Here is an 18,701-nt window from a genome sequence, read left to right on the forward strand (position 1 = left end):
TCCTGGATCGGGTGAGGAGGGCGGGAGGACGCAGCCCTCCCGCCGGGTGCGACTTAGTCGATGTATTCGAACAGTTTGACGATTTTCTGCACGCCGGAAACGCTTTGCACCACGCTGGTCGCGGCGTTGGCTTCGCCCTGGGTAACCAGGCCGAGCAGGTAGACGATACCGTTTTCGGTGATGACCTTGATGCGCGAGCCAGGCACATTGGCGTCGCCAAGCATCTGCGCCTTGATCTTGGTGGTCAGCCAGGCGTCGTTGTTGCGCGCCAGAATCGAAGACGGCTGCATCACCTGGATTTCGTTATGCACCTTCTTGACCCGCTGCACCTGGCCGGCGGTCTGCTCGGCGAGGCTTTTGAGGTCAGCACGCGGGGTTTGCCCGGCCAGCAGGACAACGCCGTTATAGCTGCTGACAACGATGTGCGAGCCTTTGTCCAGGTCAGGGTTGGCCTTGGCGATATTGACCGAGACCTTGGTTTCGATCAGTGAATCGTCAATCTTGCTGCCGATGGTGCGGGTGCCGCGATCGTCCTCGATAGGATTGTCGCGGGTAGAGGTCAATACCGAACTGCAGCCGGAGAGGCTCAGGCACAGAGTCAGGGCCATCAGGCCAAAACGCTTGGGGATCATTCTTCACTCCCGAACAGTTGGCTGTCGATCAGATCACACAGGCAGTGGATCGCCAGCAGGTGGACTTCCTGGATGCGCGCAGTCACGTTCGACGGTACGCGAATCTCGACATCTTCGGGCAGCAGCAGCGAGGCCATGCCACCGCCGTCGCGCCCGGTCATTGCTACGACAATCATTTCACGATCATGTGCGGCCTGGATCGCTTGAATCACGTTCGCCGAGTTACCGCTGGTAGAGATCGCCAGCAGCACGTCGCCGGGCTGGCCGAGGGCGCGGATCTGCTTGGAGAACACTTCGTTGTAGCTGTAATCGTTGGCAATCGAGGTGATCGTCGAGCTGTCGGTGGTCAGCGCGATCGCCGGCAAGCTCGGGCGCTCACGCTCGAAACGGTTGAGCAACTCGGACGAGAAATGCTGAGCATCGCCGGCTGAGCCGCCGTTGCCGCAGGCGAGCATCTTGCCCTCATTGAGCATGGCATTGACCATGACCAGGCTGGCCTGCTCGATATGCGGCGCCAACATGTCCATTGCCTGTTGCTTGGTGTCGATGCTGGCCTGAAACAGCCGGCGAATTCGGGATTGCATGTCCATCTGGTGTGACCTTAAGAGGGGCGGTGGCCCGCGCGACGCGCAACAGGGACCAGCCCGCGAAACATAGAGCAAAAAATTCGCAGTGGGTTCAGCATTCGAAGGCGTTTTTCAGCCATTGCAGCGGTTGCCCTGCATGGCCGCTGCCTTGTAGAGCGATGACATCGAAGCGGCAGGGGTGATTGGCCCAGCGAAACTCCTTGTGCAGAAACATGCTGGCGGCCAGCGCCAGGCGTTGCTGCTTGCGCCCATCGATACTGCCGAGGGCGCCGCCGAAGTCTGCGTGCAGCCGATAGCGGACTTCGACGAATACTACTGTATCGGCGTCGAGCATGACCAGATCAAGCTCGCCTCCCTTGCATCGCCAATTGCGCGCCAGCAACTGCAGACCTTGCCCCAAAAGATACTCCAGGGCGTAGTCCTCAGCATCCTGGCCGGCGCGACCAGGCGATGCCGCCTGCATCAGCGCGGCGTGTCCGGCAGGCGTTTGACCTGGCCGCCGGCGAACTCTGCCCATGGCAGTTGACGCTCGATGCGCTGGCTCGGGTTCATGCTCAAGCTGCCGGACAGGCCCTGTACGCGGTTGTCAGGCAGTGCCTTCAGTTGGCCCAGACGCGGTGCCAGGCTATACGCATCAACGCCCATCGCATAAAGCCGGCCGAGGCTGCCAGCGGCTTGTGGCCACTGCTGCACGACTTGTTGGCGCAGGCTGTTACTGCTGTCGAGCAGCCACGGCGTTTCGCAGAAGCGGATGCCGGTCATGTCGTTGTACTGGTTGACGTCACCGCTGGCGCTGTACAGGTTGGAGGTGGCGTAGACCGGCACATCCCCTGCGTACTGGAAGTTCAGCGTCGGCTTGATCTGTTGCGCCTGCTGCGGGGTGGCAGCGAGGAAGATGAAGTCGATGTCCTGGCGGCGTGACGGTTGTGCGGCAATGTTGCCACCGACCGTGCTTTGCAGGCTCTTGGCACGGCCTTCACTCTGGCGCAGCTGGAACAGCTCGGCGATTTGCTGGGCGAGGGCGACCGGCTGGGCGATACGCTCGGCAGCCAGCAGGGTGCCGCCGTTGCTTTCCCAGTCCTTGCGGAAGGCGGCCAGCACGCGGTCGCCCCATTCGCCGCTCGGCACCAGCGCAACAGCGCGGACCAGGCCGTCGGCGCGTGCACGGCGCGACACTTCGCGGGCTTCGTCTTCTGCGGCAAGGCCAAACTGGAACAGTTGCGGCGGTGCGCTCTGGCCGGCTTCGGCGTAGTTCAGGGCCAGGGTCGGCAGTGGCAACTGCGGGTAGGCGGCGAGCTTTTTCACCAGCGGTTTTTCCAGCGGGCCGACTACCAGTTGCACGCCATCGGCCTGAGCCTGGCGGTAGAAATCGTCCAGCGAGCTGATCCGCGAGCTGTCATAGACCTGGATCGCAGGTGCCTGTTGGCCTGCCTGCTGGGCCTGGAAGTGCGCGGCCATGAAACCATCACGCAAGGCGCGGGCGACGCCGGCCAGCGAGCCTTCCTGAGGCAGCAGCAGGGCGATCTTGGTCAGGGGCTGGCTGGCCAGTTCCTTGAGTTTGCTCAGCGCGGTCGGCAGTTGCTTGGCTGCGGGGTGCTCTGGATGCTGGTTGCGCCAGGCGTCGATCGCAGCCTGTTGCTGCTCCAGCGTGCCGGCGCTTTTTACCGCCAGGGCCAGGCTGGTCCAGCCGGCCAGGGTGTCGTTGCCAGTCGATTGCAGCTGCTCGGCAGGCAAGGCAGCGACAAGTGCCCAGATCGCGTCGTTGTTGGCGCTGGCCGCCTGGCCGCTGAGCAGATGCGCCAGTTGCACCCGCTGCTGCGCTGCGGCCAAGGTCTGGCCATCGGCTTCGAGGGCGGCGGCATGCACGCTGTAGGTGCGCACTTGCAGCTCAGCTGGCATCTCGCCCAGACGCTGCAGGCTAGGGTGGGCGAGGGCGGTCAGGGCAGCTTTGGGCTGGTTGCGGCTCATGGCCAGCTCAGCGCTCAAGGTGCTGGCGAACACCTGCTGAGCAGGCTTGAGCGGGTCCAGTGGTACCTGTTCGAGAATCCGCGCTGCGCGTGGATAGTCCTTTTGCTTGTAGGCCAGGTCGGCAGCGCTCAGGCGCAGCAGGGCTGCGTCCTCGGGCGACTTGCTGGTGGCTGCCTGCTCGAGCAGTTGCTCGATACTGGCGTCCGGGGTGCGCGGGAGTTCGCCCAGGCTGGATGAGGGCGAGCTTGCGCAAGCTGCCAGCAAGGCAGCGAGGCAGAGGGCTGTGAGCAGCCGCAGACAAGCGATCATGTAAAAGTCCTGTTACTCGATCTGGTTGGCCGACGATTGTACCCAACCACTGGCCGGGGCGCGATGTCGCTGACGTGCAACCTTCACTATAGGTGGCTTGAAGCGGGCCGCCGGTGAAGATGTTTGCGCCCTGTTACCGGTGCTCGGGCTACAATGGCGCCTTTGATCCGAAAGACAGGTGCGCGCAGTGACAGATGTAGCAGGGGCTTCGAAATCCACCACAGGCACGCTGTACGTGGTGGCCACGCCGATCGGCAACCTCGATGACATGAGTGCCCGCGCGCTCAAGGTGCTGGCGGATGTAGCCTTGATCGCCGCCGAAGACACCCGCCACTCAATGCGCCTGATGCAGCACTTCGGTATCAACACGCCGCTGGCTGCCTGCCATGAGCACAATGAGCGTGACGAGGGCGGGCGTTTTCTGACTCGCTTGCTGGCGGGCGACGATATTGCGCTGGTCTCTGACGCTGGCACGCCGCTGATTTCCGACCCGGGTTATCACCTGGTGCGCCAGGCTCGCGCTGCCGGCGTGAAAGTGGTGCCGGTGCCCGGCGCCTGCGCGCTAATTGCTGCGTTGTCGGCCGCTGGCCTGCCGTCTGACCGGTTTATCTTCGAAGGCTTTCTGCCTGCCAAGACTGCTGGGCGGCGTGCCCGCCTGGAACAGGTCAAGGAAGAGCCGCGCACGCTGATCTTCTATGAGGCCCCGCACCGCATTCTGGAATGCCTCGATGACATGCAGGCGGTGTTCGGTGCGGATCGCCCGGCGCTGCTTGGGCGTGAGCTGACCAAGGCGTTCGAAACACTCAAGGGCCTGCCGCTGGGCGAGTTGCACGCGTTTGTTGCCGCCGACAGTAATCAGCAGCGCGGCGAATGCGTGGTGTTGGTGGGGGGCTGGAGTGCGCCCGAAGACGAGCAGGCGATCAGCACCGAGGCGCAGCGCGTTCTGGACTTGCTGTTGGCGGAATTGCCACTCAAGCGCGCAGCGGCGCTGGCAGCGGAAATTACCGGGGTGCGCAAGAACCTGCTGTATCAGGCGGCCCTGGAAAAGCAGAAAGCCAATTGAGCATTAGCGACATCCTGTTGCTCTAAAGCTTGTTCTTGAGCGCGCCTGACGTTACCCTTGTCGGCGGAGAGTCGATTGGACAGTCGCTGCCTTCTTTTGTTCCGCAAAAGAGGGGGGAGGAAAGTCCGGGCTCCATAGGGCAGAGTGCCAGGTAACCCCTGGGAGGCGTGAGCCTACGGAAAGTGCCACAGAAAATAACCGCCTAAGCACTTCGGTGCCGGTAAGGGTGAAAAGGTGCGGTAAGAGCGCACCGCGCGACTGGCAACAGTTCGTGGCTAGGTAAACCCCACTCGGAGCAAGACCAAATAGGGTTCCATTAGGCGTGGCCCGCGTCGGAACCGGGTAGGTTGCTAGAGGCGTCCAGTGATGGCCGTCGTAGAGGAATGACTGTCCTCGACAAAACCCGGCTTATAGATCGACTCTCCACCTCTCCCTCCCTGCTGTAATCGACAGCAGAAGCACTTGGTAATACCGAAAAAATCTTACTCTTAATAAATCACTTTAACTTCGGTCGCTATCTGACTGAGTTCGCACATTTTTTGCCCGCCATTTTTCCTTCTTTTTATCTTCCTTCATCTCTTTGTTGAGCTAAATCTCCGCCGTGTAAGGGATTTCCCTACGAGCGCGCCTTGACGGTGTACCGGGCGGATTCCTATAGTGTGCGCAAGTGGCAGAAAGTGGGTTGAAGTGGGTTTTCTGGCCCAAAAACGATAACATTGTGGGGAATCGCAGCCGTGTTCCGCGGAGCCAATGCCGTCAGCCTTGATGCAAAGGGCAGACTCGCCATGCCGAGTCGGTACCGTGACGAGTTGGATTCGCGTTGTCAGAGCCAGTTGATCGTGACCATCGATGCAGTCGATCGCTGCTTATGTGTATATCCCCTCGATGAGTGGGAACAGATAGAAGCCAAGTTGCGTGCCTTGCCGTCGTTGCGTGAGGAAAACCGCCGCCTGCAGCGCTTGCTGATCGGTAATGCGGTAGACCTGGAGCTCGATGGCAGTGGCCGTTTTCTGGTACCGCCGCGCCTGCGTGAGTACGCCAATCTGGACAAGAAGGCGATGTTGGTGGGGCAGCTGAACAAATTTCAGCTGTGGGATGAGGATGCCTGGAACGCGGTTTCGGCAGACGATCTTGCAGCTATTCAACAACCGGGCGCTTTGCCTGACGAATTGCGTGACCTGATCCTGTGACCATAGATAGCGGCTTCAACCACATCACCGTGCTGCTCGACGAAGCTGTCGAGGCACTGGCCCTGCGCGCCGATGGCTGCTACCTCGATGGTACCTTCGGCCGCGGTGGCCACAGCCGCCTGATCCTCAGCAAGCTGGGGCCGCAGGGGCGGCTACTCGGGTTCGACAAAGACCCACAAGCGATTGCCACGGGGCAAGCGCTGGCGGCCGAAGACGGCCGCTTCGTCATTGTGCAGCGCAGCTTTGCCGAGCTGGGCGAAGAAGTCGCCGAGCTCGGCCTGGCCGGCAAGGTCAGCGGCGTGCTGCTGGACCTGGGTGTGTCTTCACCGCAGCTTGATGACCCCGAGCGCGGCTTCAGCTTCCTCAACGACGGCCCGCTGGACATGCGCATGAACCCTGCGCAAGGCATCAGCGCCGCCGAGTTCATCGCCACCGCCCCGGCTGAAGAGATCGCCCGTGTATTCAAGCAGTACGGTGAAGAGCGCTTCTCCGGGCGTATGGCCCGAGCCGTGGTCGAGCGCCGCGAAAAGCAGCCGTTCACCCGCACGGCCGACCTGGCTGAAGTGCTCAAGGTCGCCAACCCGGCCTGGGAAAAGGGCAAGAACCCCGCGACCCGCGCCTTCCAGGGCCTGCGCATCCACGTCAATAACGAGCTTGGTGACCTGGAGGCGGGCCTTGAGGCTGCGCTGGAGTCACTGGAGATCGGTGGCCGCCTGGTGGTGATCAGCTTCCACTCGCTGGAAGACCGCATCGTCAAACTGTTCATGCGCAAGCTGGTCAAGGGCGAGGCGGACAACCTGCCGCGCAACCTGCCCGTGCAGCACACCGTCTTCGAGCCAAAAGTGCGCTTGATCGGCAAGGCGCAGTTCGCCTCCGAGGCCGAGCTCAAGGCCAACCCCCGCTCACGCAGCGCAGTCATGCGCGTTGCGGAGAAGCTCCGTTGAGCAAGCTCTTCGCCAAGCCATTGCCCGGCGGCAGCTCGCTGATGCTGCTGCTGTTTATCGCTGTGCTGGTTTCAGCGGTGGCGGTGTCCTACAGCGCGCACTGGAACCGGCAATTGCTCAACACTTTGTTTGGCGAACTGAACGAGCGTGACAAGGCGCAGGCAGAATGGGGCCGGCTGATCCTTGAGCAGAGCACCTGGACTGCCCACAGCCGCATCGAAAGCCTGGCCAGCGAACAGCTGAAAATGCGTGTTCCGGCCGCCGACGAAGTGCGGATGGTGGCGCCATGATGAAACTCGAAGGCGCACTCTACCCTTGGCGCTTCCGCGTCGTGATCGGCCTGCTGGCGCTGATGGTCGGTGCCATCTGCTGGCGCATCATCGACCTGCAGGTCGTCGACCGTGCCTTCCTCAAGGGCCAGGGCGACGCGCGCAGCCTGCGCCACATTCAGATTCCGGCACACCGGGGGCTGATCACTGACCGTAACGGCGAGCCATTGGCGGTCAGTACGCCAGTCACCACGCTGTGGGCCAACCCAAAGGAAATGCAGCCGTACAAGGAGCGCTGGGCGCAACTGGCGGCTGTGCTTGGGCAAAATCCGCAACAACTGACCGAGCGCCTCACCCAGCAGGCCAACAAAGAATTCATCTATCTGGTGCGCGGGCTCACCCCTGAGCAAGGGCAGCAGGTGCTCGACCTGAAAGTGCCGGGTGTGTACGGCCTCGAAGAGTTCCGTCGCTTCTACCCGGCCGGTGATGTCACCGCGCACATGGTTGGTTTTACCGACCTTGACGACCACGGTCGCGAGGGTGTCGAGCTGGCCTATGACGAATGGCTCGCTGGTGTGCCTGGCAAGCGCCAGGTGATCAAGGACCGGCGTGGCCGCTTGATCAAAGACATTCAGGTCACCAAAAACGCCAAGGCCGGTTCGACCTTGGCGTTGTCGATCGACCTGCGCTTGCAGTATCTGGCTACGCGCGAACTGCGCAACGCCATTGCCGAGCAGGAAGCCAAGGCCGGCAGCCTGGTGATCATGGACGTCAAGACCGGCGAAGTGCTGGCCATGGTCAACCAGCCTACCTACAACCCGAACAACCGCCGCAGCATGGTCCCGGCCGCGATGCGCAACCGGGCCATCATCGATGTGTTCGAGCCGGGCTCGACGGTCAAGCCGCTGTCGATGAGCGCTGCATTGCAGAGCGGTCGCTGGAAACCGACCGACAAGGTCGAAGTGTATCCGGGCAGCCTGCAGATCGGTCGCTACACGATCAAGGACGTTTCGCGCAGCGAGGGCCCGGTGCTCGACCTGACCGGGATCCTGATCAACTCCAGTAACGTCGGCATGAGCAAGATCGCCTTCGACATCGGCGGCGAAGCCATCTACCGGGTGATGTCGCAGCTGGGTCTGGGTCAGTACACCGGCCTGGGCTTCCCTGGCGAGCGCGTCGGCAACCTGCCTAACCACCGCGAATGGCGCAAGGCCGAGACGGCGACCCTGTCCTATGGCTACGGCCTGTCCGTGACCGCATTGCAGCTGGTACACGCCTACGCCGCACTGGCCAACGACGGCAAGATGGTGCCGTTGAGCATCGTCAAGGTCGACAAGACCCCTGACTTCACCCAAGTGGTGCCCAAGGAAACCGCCGAGACCATCCAGGGCATGCTCCAGCAGGTGATCGAAGCCCCGCGCGGTGTCTACCGCGCGCAGGTGCCGTTCTATCACGTTGGTGGCAAGTCCGGTACGGCGCGTAAGGCCACCGTCGGCTCCAAGGGCTACACCGAAAACGCCTACCGCTCGCTGTTCGCTGGCTTCGGCCCGATGAGCGATCCGCGTTACGCCATCGTCGTGGTCATCGATGAGCCGAGCAAAGGCGGCTACTTCGGTGGCCTGGTCTCGGCACCGGTATTCAGCAAAGTCATGTCCGGGACCCTGCGGTTGATGAACGTACCACCAGATAACCTGCCACCGCCTGCACCCGTTGCGCCTGCCGTACCGGCGCAAGTGAATGCCGCCGTAGCCAAAGGAGGGCGTGGTTGATGACGATGCCATTGAGCAAGCTGTTTGCCCATGCCAGCCGCGATCCGATGATCCGCGAGTTGACCTTGGACAGCCGGGCCGTGCGCCCGGGCGATCTGTTCCTGGCCGTGCCAGGTGCGCTGGTCGATGGTCGTGACCATATCGCCGACGCCTTGCAGCGCGGCGCGGCTGCCGTCGCTTATGAAGAGCAGGGCGCCACCGTGCTGCCGCTGACCGACGTTGCACTGATTCCGGTCAAGGGCCTGATCGCGCAGCTGTCGGAGATTGCCGGGCGTTTCTACGGTGAACCGAGCCGTCAGCTCAACCTGATCGGCGTCACCGGCACCAATGGCAAGACCAGCGTGACCCAGTTGCTGGCGCAGGCGCTGGACGCCCTCGGCCAACGCTGCGGCCTGATCGGCACGCTGGGCACCGGTTTCTCCGGCGCGCTGCAGAGCGGCCGCTTGACCACGCCTGACCCGATTGCAGTACAGGCAACCCTGTACGACCTGAAAAAAGCCGGCGCCAAAGCCGTGGCCATGGAAGTGTCGTCGCATGCCCTGGAACAGGGCCGCGTTGCCGCCCTGGCCTTCGACATCGCCGTGATGACCAACCTGTCCCGTGATCACCTCGATTACCACGGCAGCATGCAGGCGTATGAAGCGGCCAAGGCCAAGCTGTTTGCCTGGCCGAACCTGCGTAGCCAGGTGGTCAATCTGGATGATGAGTTCGGGCGGCGGCTGGCCGAGGACTTTGCTCGCAAGCCAATCGCCGATCACGTCGAGACTCGCTTGCTCAGCTACAGCCTGGAAAATCCAGAAGCTTCGCTGTACTGCCGCGAAGCCAAATTCGACGACGACGGCGTGCGTGCGGTGCTGGTTACGGCACAGGGTGAAAGCATACTGCGCAGCCAGCTGCTCGGTCGCTTCAACCTGAGCAACGTGCTCGCCGCAATTGCCGCGCTGATGTCGCTGGATTATTCGCTGGACGAAATTCTCAAGGTCGTGCCAACCCTGCAAGGGCCGGTCGGCCGTATGCAGCGCTTGGGCGGCGGTAATAAACCGCTGGTGGTGGTCGACTACGCGCACACCCCGGATGCCCTTGAAAAAGTACTCGAAGCCCTGCGTCCACACGCCCACGGCAAACTGCTGTGCCTGTTTGGTTGCGGCGGTGACCGTGACCGCGGCAAGCGCCCGTTGATGGCTGAAGTCGCCGAGCGGCTGGCTGACCGCGTGTTGGTCACTGACGACAATCCACGCACTGAAGAGCCTGCGGCCATCTTCGACGATATTCGCCCGGGCTTTGCCAAACCGGCAGAAGTCAGCTTCGTCGCTGGCCGCGGCGCCGCGATCGCGCAATTGATCGCCTCTGCTGCGGCCGACGACGTGATCGTGCTGGCCGGTAAAGGCCACGAGGACTATCAGGAAATTCACGGTGAGCGCCATGCGTTCTCCGATCTGGTTGAAGCCGAGAAAGCCCTGGCAACCTGGGGGAGCCCACATGCTTAAGCCCTTGAGCCTGAGCCAACTGACCGCAGCGCTGCAGGCGCGCCTGGTTGGCAGCGATGTCAGCTTCGATGGCGTCAGCATCGACAGCCGCAGCGTCGGCGCCGGCCAACTGTTCGTTGCCCTTACCGGCCCGCGCTTCGATGGCCATGATTACCTGGCTGATGTACAGGCCAAGGGCGCCGTCGCGGCGCTGGTCGAACGTGAGGTCGAAGGCGTCGATCTACCGCAACTGGTTGTCGCTGATTGCCGTGTGGCGCTGGGTCAACTGGGCGCGCTCAACCGTGCCGGGTTCGACAAGCCAGTAGCAGCCATCACCGGCTCCAGCGGCAAGACCACTGTGAAAGAGATGCTTGCCTGCATCCTGCGCACCCGTGGCCCGGTGCTGGCGACCCGCGGCAATCTCAACAATGATCTGGGTGCACCGCTGACCCTGCTGGAAATCGCCAGTGAGCACAGCGCGGCAGTCATCGAACTGGGTGCGTCGCGCCTTGGCGAGATTCGTTACACCGTTGGCCTGACCCAGCCTCAGGTGGTCATCCTCAACAACGCCGGCACCGCCCACGTTGGCGAGTTTGGCGGCCCGGAAAAAATCGTCGAGGCCAAGGGCGAGATCCTTGAAGGCCTGGTCGAGGGCGGCACTGCGGTGCTCAACCTGGACGACAAGGCGTTTGCCATCTGGCACAAACGTGCTGGCGACAAACGCGTGCTGAGCTTCGCCCTGAACAACCCGCAGGCGGATTTTCACGCCAGCGATATCGGTCGCGATGCCCGTGGCTGCCCGGCGTTCACCCTGCATAGTGCCGCCGGTTCGGTGGCGGTGCAGTTGAATCTGCTCGGCACCCACAACGTCAGCAACGCCCTGGCTGCAGCGGCTGCTGCCCATGCTTTGGGCGTTAGCTTGCCCGGTATTGCCGCTGGCCTGAACGCGGTGCAGCCAGTCAAGGGCCGTACGGTCGCGCAGATCACTGCCAACGGCGTGCGCGTGATCGACGACAGTTACAACGCAAATCCCACCTCGATGTGTGCGGCCATTGATATACTCGCCGGCTTTTCCGGGCGCACCGTTCTGGTGCTCGGGGATATCGGCGAACTGGGTCAGTGGGCGCAGGAAGGCCACCAGCTGGTGGGCGACTACGCACGCGGCAAGGTCGATGCCTTGTACGCGGTAGGTAGCAACATGACTCATGCGGTCCGGGCGTTTGGCGCCGAAGGCCGACATTTCGCAACTCAGGCTGAGCTGATCGACGCTGTTAGCAGCGAAACCGCCAGCGACACCACAATCTTGATCAAGGGCTCGCGCAGCGCTGCGATGGAAAACGTCGTGGCTGCACTGTGCGGTGTCAGCGGGGAGAAACATTAATGCTTTTGCTGTTGGCTGAGTATCTACAGCAGTTCCATAAAGGCTTTGCGGTCTTCCAGTACCTGTCCCTGCGCGGGATTCTGGGTGTTCTGACTGCTTTGTCGCTGTCGCTGTGGCTGGGCCCCTGGATGATTCGCACCCTGCAGATCCGTCAGATCGGCCAGGCAGTGCGCAACGATGGTCCGCAATCGCACCTGTCCAAGTCGGGTACACCGACCATGGGCGGCGCGTTGATCCTGTCTGCAATCACCATCAGTACCTTGCTTTGGGCTGACCTGAGCAACCGCTACGTGTGGGTCGTGATGATCGTCACCCTGTTGTTCGGCGCGATTGGCTGGGTCGACGACTACCGCAAGGTCATCGAGAAAAATTCGCGTGGCCTGCCAAGCCGCTGGAAGTACTTCTGGCAATCGGTGTTCGGCCTGGGCGCGGCGGTGTTCCTCTACATGACCGCGCCGACCAGCGTCGAAACCACCTTGATCGTACCGTTTGCCAAGGACGTCACCATCGCCCTGGGCATCGGTTTCGTGGTGCTGACCTATTTCGTCATCGTCGGCTCGAGCAACGCGGTCAACCTGACTGACGGCCTCGACGGCCTGGCGATCATGCCAACGGTCATGGTCGGCGGCGCGTTGGGGATCTTCTGCTACCTGTCGGGTAACGTGAAGTTCGCCGAATACCTGTTGATCCCTTATGTGCCAGGCGCTGGCGAGCTGATCGTGTTCTGCGGCGCGTTGATCGGTGCCGGCCTGGGCTTTCTCTGGTTCAACACCTATCCGGCTCAGGTGTTCATGGGCGACGTCGGCGCACTGGCGCTGGGCGCTGCCCTGGGCACCATCGCCGTCATCGTTCGGCAGGAAATCGTCCTGTTCATCATGGGCGGTGTGTTTGTCATGGAAACCCTGTCGGTGGTGATCCAGGTCGCCTCCTTCAAGCTAACCGGCAAGCGGGTGTTTCGTATGGCGCCGATTCACCACCACTTTGAACTCAAGGGTTGGCCCGAGCCACGGGTGATTGTCCGTTTCTGGATCATCACCGTGATTCTCGTGCTGGTCGGCCTTGCCACCCTGAAGCTGAGGTAGATGAGCGTGTCATTGATCGCTTCCGACCAATTCCGCATCGTTGTCGGCCTCGGCAAGAGCGGCATGTCCCTGGTTCGCTTCCTGGCGAGCCGGGGCATTGCCTTTGCGGTCGCCGACACGCGCGAGCAACCGCCGGAACTGGACACCTTGCGTCGGGACTACCCGCAGGTGGAAGTACGCTGTGGTGAACTGGATGTCGACTTCCTCTGCCGCGCCAACGAGCTGTACGTCAGCCCGGGCCTGGCACTGGCGACGCCTGCCTTGCAGGCTGCTGCCGCGCGCGGAGTAAAGTTGTCCGGTGATATTGAGCTGTTTGCCCGTAACGCCAAGGCGCCGATCATCGCGATCAGCGGCTCCAATGCGAAAAGCACGGTGACAACGCTGGTGGGCGAGATGGCGGCCAAGGCCGGCAAGCGTGTGGCGGTTGGCGGCAATCTCGGAACGCCGGCGCTGGACCTGCTCGACGACAGCATCGAGCTGTACGTGATGGAGCTGTCCAGCTTCCAGCTGGAAACCACTGACCAGCTCAACGCCGAAGTGGCCACCGTGCTCAATATCAGCGAAGACCACATGGACCGCTACAGCGGCCTGCCGGCCTATCACCTGGCCAAGCACCGGATCTTCCGCGGTGCCCACCAGGTTGTGGTCAACCGTCAGGACGCGCTGAGCCGGCCACTGCCGGTTGAAGGCCGGCCATGCTTCAGCTTTGGTTTGAATACGCCGGACTTCAAGGCTTTTGGCCTGCGCGAAGTCGATGGCGAAAAATACCTGGCCTTCGAATTCCAGAACCTGCTGCCGGTGCGCGAGCTGAAGATCCGTGGCGCGCATAACCAGAGCAATGCGCTGGCCGCATTGGCCCTGGGGCATGCCGCGGGCCTGCCGTTCGAGCCGATGCTTGCAGCGCTGCGCGAATTCGCCGGCCTGGCGCACCGCTGCCAGTGGGTTCGCGAGCGCAACGCTGTCAGCTGGTACGACGACTCCAAGGCGACCAACGTCGGTGCGGCCCTTGCCGCCATCGAAGGGCTGGGCGCCGACATCGACGGCAAGCTGGTGCTGATCGCCGGCGGCGACGGCAAAGGCGCTGACTTTGCCGCCTTGCGCGAACCCGTCGCACGCTACTGCCGCGCAGTAGTGTTGCTGGGCCGTGACGCTCAGCGTCTGGGTCAGGCCTTGGCCGAGCAAGTACCGCAGATTTACGTCAACACCCTTGATGAAGCTGTGCTGCAGTGCGCTGCGCTGGCGCAGCCCGGCGATGCCGTGCTGCTCTCGCCAGCCTGTGCCAGCCTCGACATGTTCAAGAACTTCGAGCAACGCGGGCAGCTGTTCGCGCAAGCGGTGGAGGGCCTGGCATGATCTTCGGCATCCTCAAACCGTATCCGTCGCCACTGATCAGTGGCCGTGGCATCGACCTCGATTTCGCTTTCCTTGCCGGCTGCCTGGCATTGCTCGGCCTGGGCCTGGTGATGATCACCTCGGCCTCGTCGGAAGTGGCTGCGGCCCAGTCGGGCAACCCGCTCTACCACATGTACCGCCACCTGGTGTACGTGGCCATCGGCCTGGCCGCCGGCGGCGTGACCATGCTGGTGCCGATAGCCACCTGGCAGCGCATGGGTTTCATGATGCTGATCGGCGCCTTTGGCTTGCTGGTGCTGGTGCTGGTGCCCGGTATTGGCCGTGAAGTGAACGGTTCGATGCGCTGGATTGGTTTCAGCTTCTTCAACGTGCAGCCGTCGGAGATCGCCAAGGTCTTCGTGGTGATCTATCTGGCTGGCTACCTGGTACGCCGTCAGCAGGAAGTGCGTGAGAGCTGGATGGGCTTCTTCAAGCCGTTCATCGTGCTGTTGCCGATGGCCGGGCTGCTGCTGATGGAGCCGGACTTCGGCGCCACTGTAGTGATGATGGGCGCGGCTGCCGCGATGCTGTTCCTAGGCGGGGTGGGGTTGTTCCGCTTCTCGCTGATGGTGGTGCTGGCGGTGGTGGCCGTGTTCGTCCTGGTGCAGGCCCAGCCATATCGGATGGCGCGGCTCATCACCTTTACCGACCCGTGGTCCGATCAGTTCGGTTCCGGCTACCAGTTGACCCAGGCGCTGATCGCCTTTGGTCGCGGTGAGTGGTTGGGGGTTGGCCTGGGCAACAGCGTACAGAAGCAGTTCTACCTGCCTGAAGCGCATACCGACTTTGTGTTCTCGGTACTGGCCGAAGAGCTCGGCGTGGTCGGCACCCTGTGCACCGTCGCGCTGTTCGTGTTCGTCACCGTGCGTGCCTTGTACATCGGCCTGTGGGCCGAAAAGGCCAAGCAGTACTTCGCTGCTTATATGGCGTTCGGCCTGGCATTCCTGTGGATTGGTCAGTTCCTGATCAACATCGGCGTGAACGTCGGCCTGCTGCCGACCAAGGGCCTGACCCTGCCGTTTCTCAGTTACGGCGGCAGCTCGCTGGTGATTTGTTGCGCCTGCGTCGGCTTGTTACTGCGCATCGAGTGGGAGAGTCGCACCCACCTGGGCAGCGAAGAGCATGAATTCAACGAAAGCGATTTTGCCGAGGAGACCAGCAATCATGGCCGCTGACGGTAAAAACGTACTGATCATGGCCGGCGGCACCGGTGGCCACGTGTTCCCGGCGCTGGCCTGTGCCCGCGAATTCCAGGCGCGCGGCTATAGCGTGCACTGGCTGGGTACTCCGCGCGGCATCGAAAATGAGCTGGTGCCACAAGCGGGTCTGCCGCTGCACCTGATTCAGGTCAGCGGCCTGCGTGGCAAGAGCAAGCTGTCGCTGCTCAAGGCGCCGTTCACCCTTATCAAGGCGGTGATGCAGGCGCGCAAGATCATCGCCCAGCTCAAACCAGTGTGCGTGATCGGCTTTGGTGGCTATGTCACCGGCCCCGGCGGTGTCGCAGCCAAGCTGTGCGGCGTGCCACTGGTGATTCACGAGCAGAACGCCCGCGCCGGCACTGCCAATCGTCTGTTGGTACCACTGGCTGCGCGGGTCTGCGAAGCCTTCCCGGACACCTTCGCCGCCAGCGACAAGCGCCGTACCACAGGTAACCCGGTACGTCCGGAGCTGTTCCTCGAGGCCCAGCGCGCCCCACTCGGCGAGCGCCGGGCACGGCTGTTGGTGCTGGGCGGCAGCCTGGGTGCGGAACCATTGAACAAATTGCTGCCTAAGGCCCTGTCGGAAGTAGCCCCTGAGCTGCGTCCGGAAGTGTTCCACCAGGCTGGCAAGCAACATGCGCCGATCACCGCCGAGCGTTATCGCGAGGCTGGCGTCGAGGCGCAGGTCGAGCCGTTCATCAAGGACATGGCCCATGTCTACGGCTGGGCCGATCTGGTCGTGTGCCGGGCCGGTGCCCTGACCGTCAGCGAACTCGCGGCGGCAGGCCTGCCCTCGATGCTGGTGCCATTGCCGCACGCCATCGACGACCACCAGACCCACAATGCCCATTATCTGGCCCGGGAAGGCGCTGCCTTCCTGCTGCCACAAGCGACAACTGGCGCAGCGCAACTCGCTGACCGCCTGAACGAGGTGCTGATGCAACCCGAGAAACTCAACACCATGGCCGGCACCGCACGGCGCCTGGCCAAGCCTGCTGCAACCAGCACCGTAGTCGATATCTGCCTGGAGGTGGCCCATGGTTGAAGCGCAGAAAGCCATGCCGCAACCCAAGATGGGCCGTATTCGCCGTATCCACTTCGTCGGTATCGGCGGTGTGGGCATGTGCGGCATTGCCGAAGTCCTGCTCAACCTAGGCTATGAAGTGTCTGGCTCCGACCTCAAAGAGTCGCCGGTCACCCAACGCCTGCAGTCGTTCGGCGCACAGATCTTTGTCGGCCACCGTGCCGAGAACGCCGCCAATGCCGATGTGCTGGTGGTGTCCAGTGCGATCAACCCGGCCAACCCGGAAGTCGCCACTGCGCTGGAGCGTCGCATCCCGGTAGTACCGCGTGCGGAGATGCTCTCCGAGCTGATGCGCTATCGCCATGGCATTGCCGTGGCCGGCACCCATGGCAAGACCACCACCACCAGCTTGCTGGCCTCGGTGTTCGCCGCCGGTGGGCTGGATCCGACCTTCGTCATCGGTGGTCGTCTGACCGCAGCGGGCACCAATGCCCAGCTCGGCGCCAGCCGTTACCTGATTGCCGAAGCAGATGAAAGCGATGCCAGCTTCCTGCACCTGCAACCGATGGTTGCCGTGGTCACCAATATCGATGCCGACCACATGGCCACCTACGAAGGCGACTTCAACAAACTGAAGAAGACCTTTGTCGAGTTTCTGCACAACCTGCCGTTCTACGGGCTGGCAGTGATGTGCCTGGATGACCCGGTGGTGCGCGAGATCCTGCCGCTGGTGAAGCGTCCGACCGTGACTTACGGCTTCAGCGATGAGGCGGACATCCGCGCCATCAATGTTCGCCAGCAGGGCATGCAGACCCATTTCACCGTGCTGCGTCGCGACTGCGAGCCGCTCGATGTGTCTGTCAACATGCCTGGCAACCACAACGTCCTCAACGCGCTGGCGACCATTGCCATCGCCACTGACGAAGGCATCAGCGATGCGGCCATCGTTCAGGGCCTGTCCGGCTTCCAGGGTGTCGGTCGACGCTTCCAGGTGTATGGCGAACTGCCGGTCGAAGGCGGCGACGTGATGCTGGTCGACGACTACGGTCACCACCCAACCGAAGTGGCTGCCGTGATCAAGGCCGTGCGCGGCGGCTGGCCGAGCCGGCGCCTGGTGATGGTCTATCAGCCTCACCGCTATAGCCGCACCCGTGACCTGTATGACGACTTCGTTCAGGTCCTGGCCGACGCCAACGTGCTGCTGTTGATGGAAGTCTACCCAGCCGGTGAGGAGCCGATCCCGGGCGCCGACAGCCGTCAGCTGTGCCACAGCATCCGCCAGCGTGGTCAGCTCGACCCGATCTACATCGAGCGCGGCGTCGAGCTGGCGCCGTTGGTCAAGCCCCTGCTGCGTGCCGGCGACATCCTGCTGTGCCAGGGCGCCGGTGACATTGGTGGCCTCGCCCCACAACTGATGAAGAGCCCGCTGTTTGCCGGTGCCGTCGCCAAACAGGAGAAGCCACAATGACCGCTACTTACGCCCAACTGCACTCGACGCTTGACGTCACCGCCTTTGGCCGCGTAGCGGTGCTGTACGGTGGCAAGAGCGCCGAGCGCGAAGTGTCGCTCAAATCCGGTGAGGCGGTAATCGGCGCGCTGCAAAGCGCCGGTGTCGACGTCGTGGCCATCGATGTTGGTGATGATCTGCTCGAGCGTCTGCAGCGCGAGAAGATCGATCGCGCCTTCATCATTCTGCACGGCCGTGGCGGTGAAGACGGCAGCATGCAGGGCCTGCTCGAGTGCCTGGGCATTCCCTACACCGGCAGCGGCATCCTTGCCTCGGCGCTGGCCATGGACAAGTTGCGCACCAAGCAGGTGTGGCAGAGCCTGGGTATTCCAACCCCGCGTCATGCGGTATTGGCGACTGAACAGGACTGTATTGCAGCCGGCACGGAACTGGGCTTCCCATTGATCGTCAAACCGGCCCATGAAGGCTCAAGTATCGGCATGGCCAAGGTGAACAGCACGCAAGAGCTGGTCGCCGCCTGGCAAGACGCCGCCAAGTACGATTCGCAAGTCCTGGTCGAGCAATGGATCCACGGCCCGGAGTTCACCATCGCCGTATTGCGTGGCCAGGTGCTGCCGCCGATCGCCCTCGGTACGCCGCATGTGTTCTACGACTACGACGCCAAATACATCGCCAATGACACCCAGTACCGCATTCCGTGCGGGCTGGACAGTGTCAAGGAACAAGAACTGATCGATCTGACCGCGCGCGCCTGTGATGCCATCGGCATCGAAGGCTGGGGCCGGCTGGATGTAATGCAGGACGAGCAGGGCCGCTTCTGGCTGCTCGAAGTAAACACCGCGCCAGGCATGACTGATCATAGCCTGGTGCCCATGGCGGCCCGCGCGGCCGGCCTGGACTTCCAGCAGTTGGTGCTGGCGATCCTGGCTGCCAGCGTCGAGACGCGAGGTTAATCAGC

General features: G+C 62.7%; 17 protein-coding genes and 1 other RNA gene. 14 read left to right on the forward strand and 4 right to left on the reverse strand.

The window, feature by feature from the left end:
* Window positions 1-53: 53 nt before the first annotated feature.
* The 4 genes from AC58X1_RS19075 to AC58X1_RS19090 all read right to left on the reverse strand — a co-directional run bounded on the left by AC58X1_RS19075 (window position 54) and on the right by AC58X1_RS19090 (window position 3,496).
* Window positions 54-632, reverse strand: coding sequence for a BON domain-containing protein (locus tag AC58X1_RS19075; RefSeq protein ID WP_101322003.1), 579 nt, complete (start codon window positions 630-632; stop codon window positions 54-56).
* Window positions 629-1,222 carry a phosphoheptose isomerase gene (locus AC58X1_RS19080; protein WP_101322002.1) on the reverse strand — a complete coding sequence of 198 codons (594 nt, stop codon included), beginning with the start codon at window positions 1,220-1,222 and terminating at the stop codon, window positions 629-631. The genes AC58X1_RS19075 and AC58X1_RS19080 overlap by 4 nt, the downstream gene beginning before the upstream one ends.
* Before the next feature lie 88 nt (window positions 1,223-1,310).
* The gene (locus AC58X1_RS19085; RefSeq protein ID WP_181088866.1) at window positions 1,311-1,682 is read right to left on the reverse strand and encodes a YraN family protein; all 372 of its coding nucleotides are present in this window, start codon (window positions 1,680-1,682) and stop codon (window positions 1,311-1,313) included.
* Complete coding sequence (locus tag AC58X1_RS19090; RefSeq protein WP_497429320.1) at window positions 1,682-3,496, reverse strand: penicillin-binding protein activator; 1,815 nt, start codon at window positions 3,494-3,496, stop codon at window positions 1,682-1,684. The genes AC58X1_RS19085 and AC58X1_RS19090 overlap by 1 nt, the downstream gene beginning before the upstream one ends.
* A 187-nt stretch (window positions 3,497-3,683) precedes the next feature.
* Here AC58X1_RS19090 and rsmI point away from each other — a divergent pair, with 187 nt between their 5' ends.
* The 14 genes from rsmI to AC58X1_RS19160 all read left to right on the forward strand — a co-directional run bounded on the left by rsmI (window position 3,684) and on the right by AC58X1_RS19160 (window position 18,696).
* The gene (gene rsmI, locus AC58X1_RS19095; protein WP_259075946.1) at window positions 3,684-4,559 is read left to right on the forward strand and encodes a 16S rRNA (cytidine(1402)-2'-O)-methyltransferase; all 876 of its coding nucleotides are present in this window, start codon (window positions 3,684-3,686) and stop codon (window positions 4,557-4,559) included.
* Between the two features lie 67 nt (window positions 4,560-4,626).
* Window positions 4,627-4,986, forward strand: an RNA gene (gene rnpB / locus AC58X1_RS19100) — RNase P RNA component class A.
* A gap of 307 nt (window positions 4,987-5,293) precedes the next feature.
* Window positions 5,294-5,749 carry a division/cell wall cluster transcriptional repressor MraZ gene (gene mraZ / locus AC58X1_RS19105; protein ID WP_101321998.1) on the forward strand — a complete coding sequence of 152 codons (456 nt, stop codon included), beginning with the start codon at window positions 5,294-5,296 and terminating at the stop codon, window positions 5,747-5,749.
* On the forward strand, window positions 5,746-6,693 hold the full coding sequence (gene rsmH / locus AC58X1_RS19110; RefSeq protein WP_497429321.1) for a 16S rRNA (cytosine(1402)-N(4))-methyltransferase RsmH: 948 nt from the start codon (window positions 5,746-5,748) through the stop codon (window positions 6,691-6,693). Before mraZ ends, rsmH begins: the two co-directional genes overlap by 4 nt.
* The gene (ftsL, locus tag AC58X1_RS19115) at window positions 6,690-6,983 is read left to right on the forward strand and encodes a cell division protein FtsL (RefSeq protein ID WP_101321996.1); all 294 of its coding nucleotides are present in this window, start codon (window positions 6,690-6,692) and stop codon (window positions 6,981-6,983) included. Before rsmH ends, ftsL begins: the two co-directional genes overlap by 4 nt.
* The gene (locus tag AC58X1_RS19120) at window positions 6,983-8,731 is read left to right on the forward strand and encodes a peptidoglycan D,D-transpeptidase FtsI family protein (protein ID WP_181003854.1); all 1,749 of its coding nucleotides are present in this window, start codon (window positions 6,983-6,985) and stop codon (window positions 8,729-8,731) included. Before ftsL ends, AC58X1_RS19120 begins: the two co-directional genes overlap by 1 nt.
* Window positions 8,731-10,218, forward strand: a complete 1,488-nt coding sequence (locus AC58X1_RS19125) for a UDP-N-acetylmuramoyl-L-alanyl-D-glutamate--2,6-diaminopimelate ligase (protein ID WP_101321994.1) — start codon at window positions 8,731-8,733, stop codon at window positions 10,216-10,218. The genes AC58X1_RS19120 and AC58X1_RS19125 overlap by 1 nt, the downstream gene beginning before the upstream one ends.
* On the forward strand, window positions 10,211-11,578 hold the full coding sequence (locus tag AC58X1_RS19130; RefSeq protein ID WP_497429322.1) for a UDP-N-acetylmuramoyl-tripeptide--D-alanyl-D-alanine ligase: 1,368 nt from the start codon (window positions 10,211-10,213) through the stop codon (window positions 11,576-11,578). The genes AC58X1_RS19125 and AC58X1_RS19130 overlap by 8 nt, the downstream gene beginning before the upstream one ends.
* Window positions 11,578-12,660: a phospho-N-acetylmuramoyl-pentapeptide-transferase gene (gene mraY, locus AC58X1_RS19135; RefSeq protein ID WP_103438476.1), complete on the forward strand. Its 1,083-nt coding sequence runs from the start codon at window positions 11,578-11,580 to the stop codon at window positions 12,658-12,660. The genes AC58X1_RS19130 and mraY overlap by 1 nt, the downstream gene beginning before the upstream one ends.
* 6 nt (window positions 12,661-12,666) lie before the next feature.
* Window positions 12,667-14,013 (forward strand): UDP-N-acetylmuramoyl-L-alanine--D-glutamate ligase, encoded by a 1,347-nt coding sequence (murD, locus tag AC58X1_RS19140; RefSeq protein WP_101323099.1) that lies wholly within the window; start codon window positions 12,667-12,669, stop codon window positions 14,011-14,013.
* On the forward strand, window positions 14,010-15,227 hold the full coding sequence (ftsW, locus tag AC58X1_RS19145) for a putative lipid II flippase FtsW (RefSeq protein ID WP_101321991.1): 1,218 nt from the start codon (window positions 14,010-14,012) through the stop codon (window positions 15,225-15,227). Before murD ends, ftsW begins: the two co-directional genes overlap by 4 nt.
* Window positions 15,217-16,296 carry an undecaprenyldiphospho-muramoylpentapeptide beta-N-acetylglucosaminyltransferase gene (gene murG / locus AC58X1_RS19150; RefSeq protein ID WP_186701085.1) on the forward strand — a complete coding sequence of 360 codons (1,080 nt, stop codon included), beginning with the start codon at window positions 15,217-15,219 and terminating at the stop codon, window positions 16,294-16,296. Before ftsW ends, murG begins: the two co-directional genes overlap by 11 nt.
* A complete protein-coding gene (murC, locus tag AC58X1_RS19155; RefSeq protein WP_101321989.1) occupies window positions 16,289-17,743 on the forward strand; it encodes a UDP-N-acetylmuramate--L-alanine ligase in 1,455 nt (484 codons plus the stop codon). Before murG ends, murC begins: the two co-directional genes overlap by 8 nt.
* Window positions 17,740-18,696 carry a D-alanine--D-alanine ligase gene (locus AC58X1_RS19160; RefSeq protein WP_150570636.1) on the forward strand — a complete coding sequence of 319 codons (957 nt, stop codon included), beginning with the start codon at window positions 17,740-17,742 and terminating at the stop codon, window positions 18,694-18,696. Before murC ends, AC58X1_RS19160 begins: the two co-directional genes overlap by 4 nt.
* Window positions 18,697-18,701: the final 5 nt, after the last annotated feature.

The organism is Pseudomonas sp. PGPR N4, from assembly GCF_059693665.1.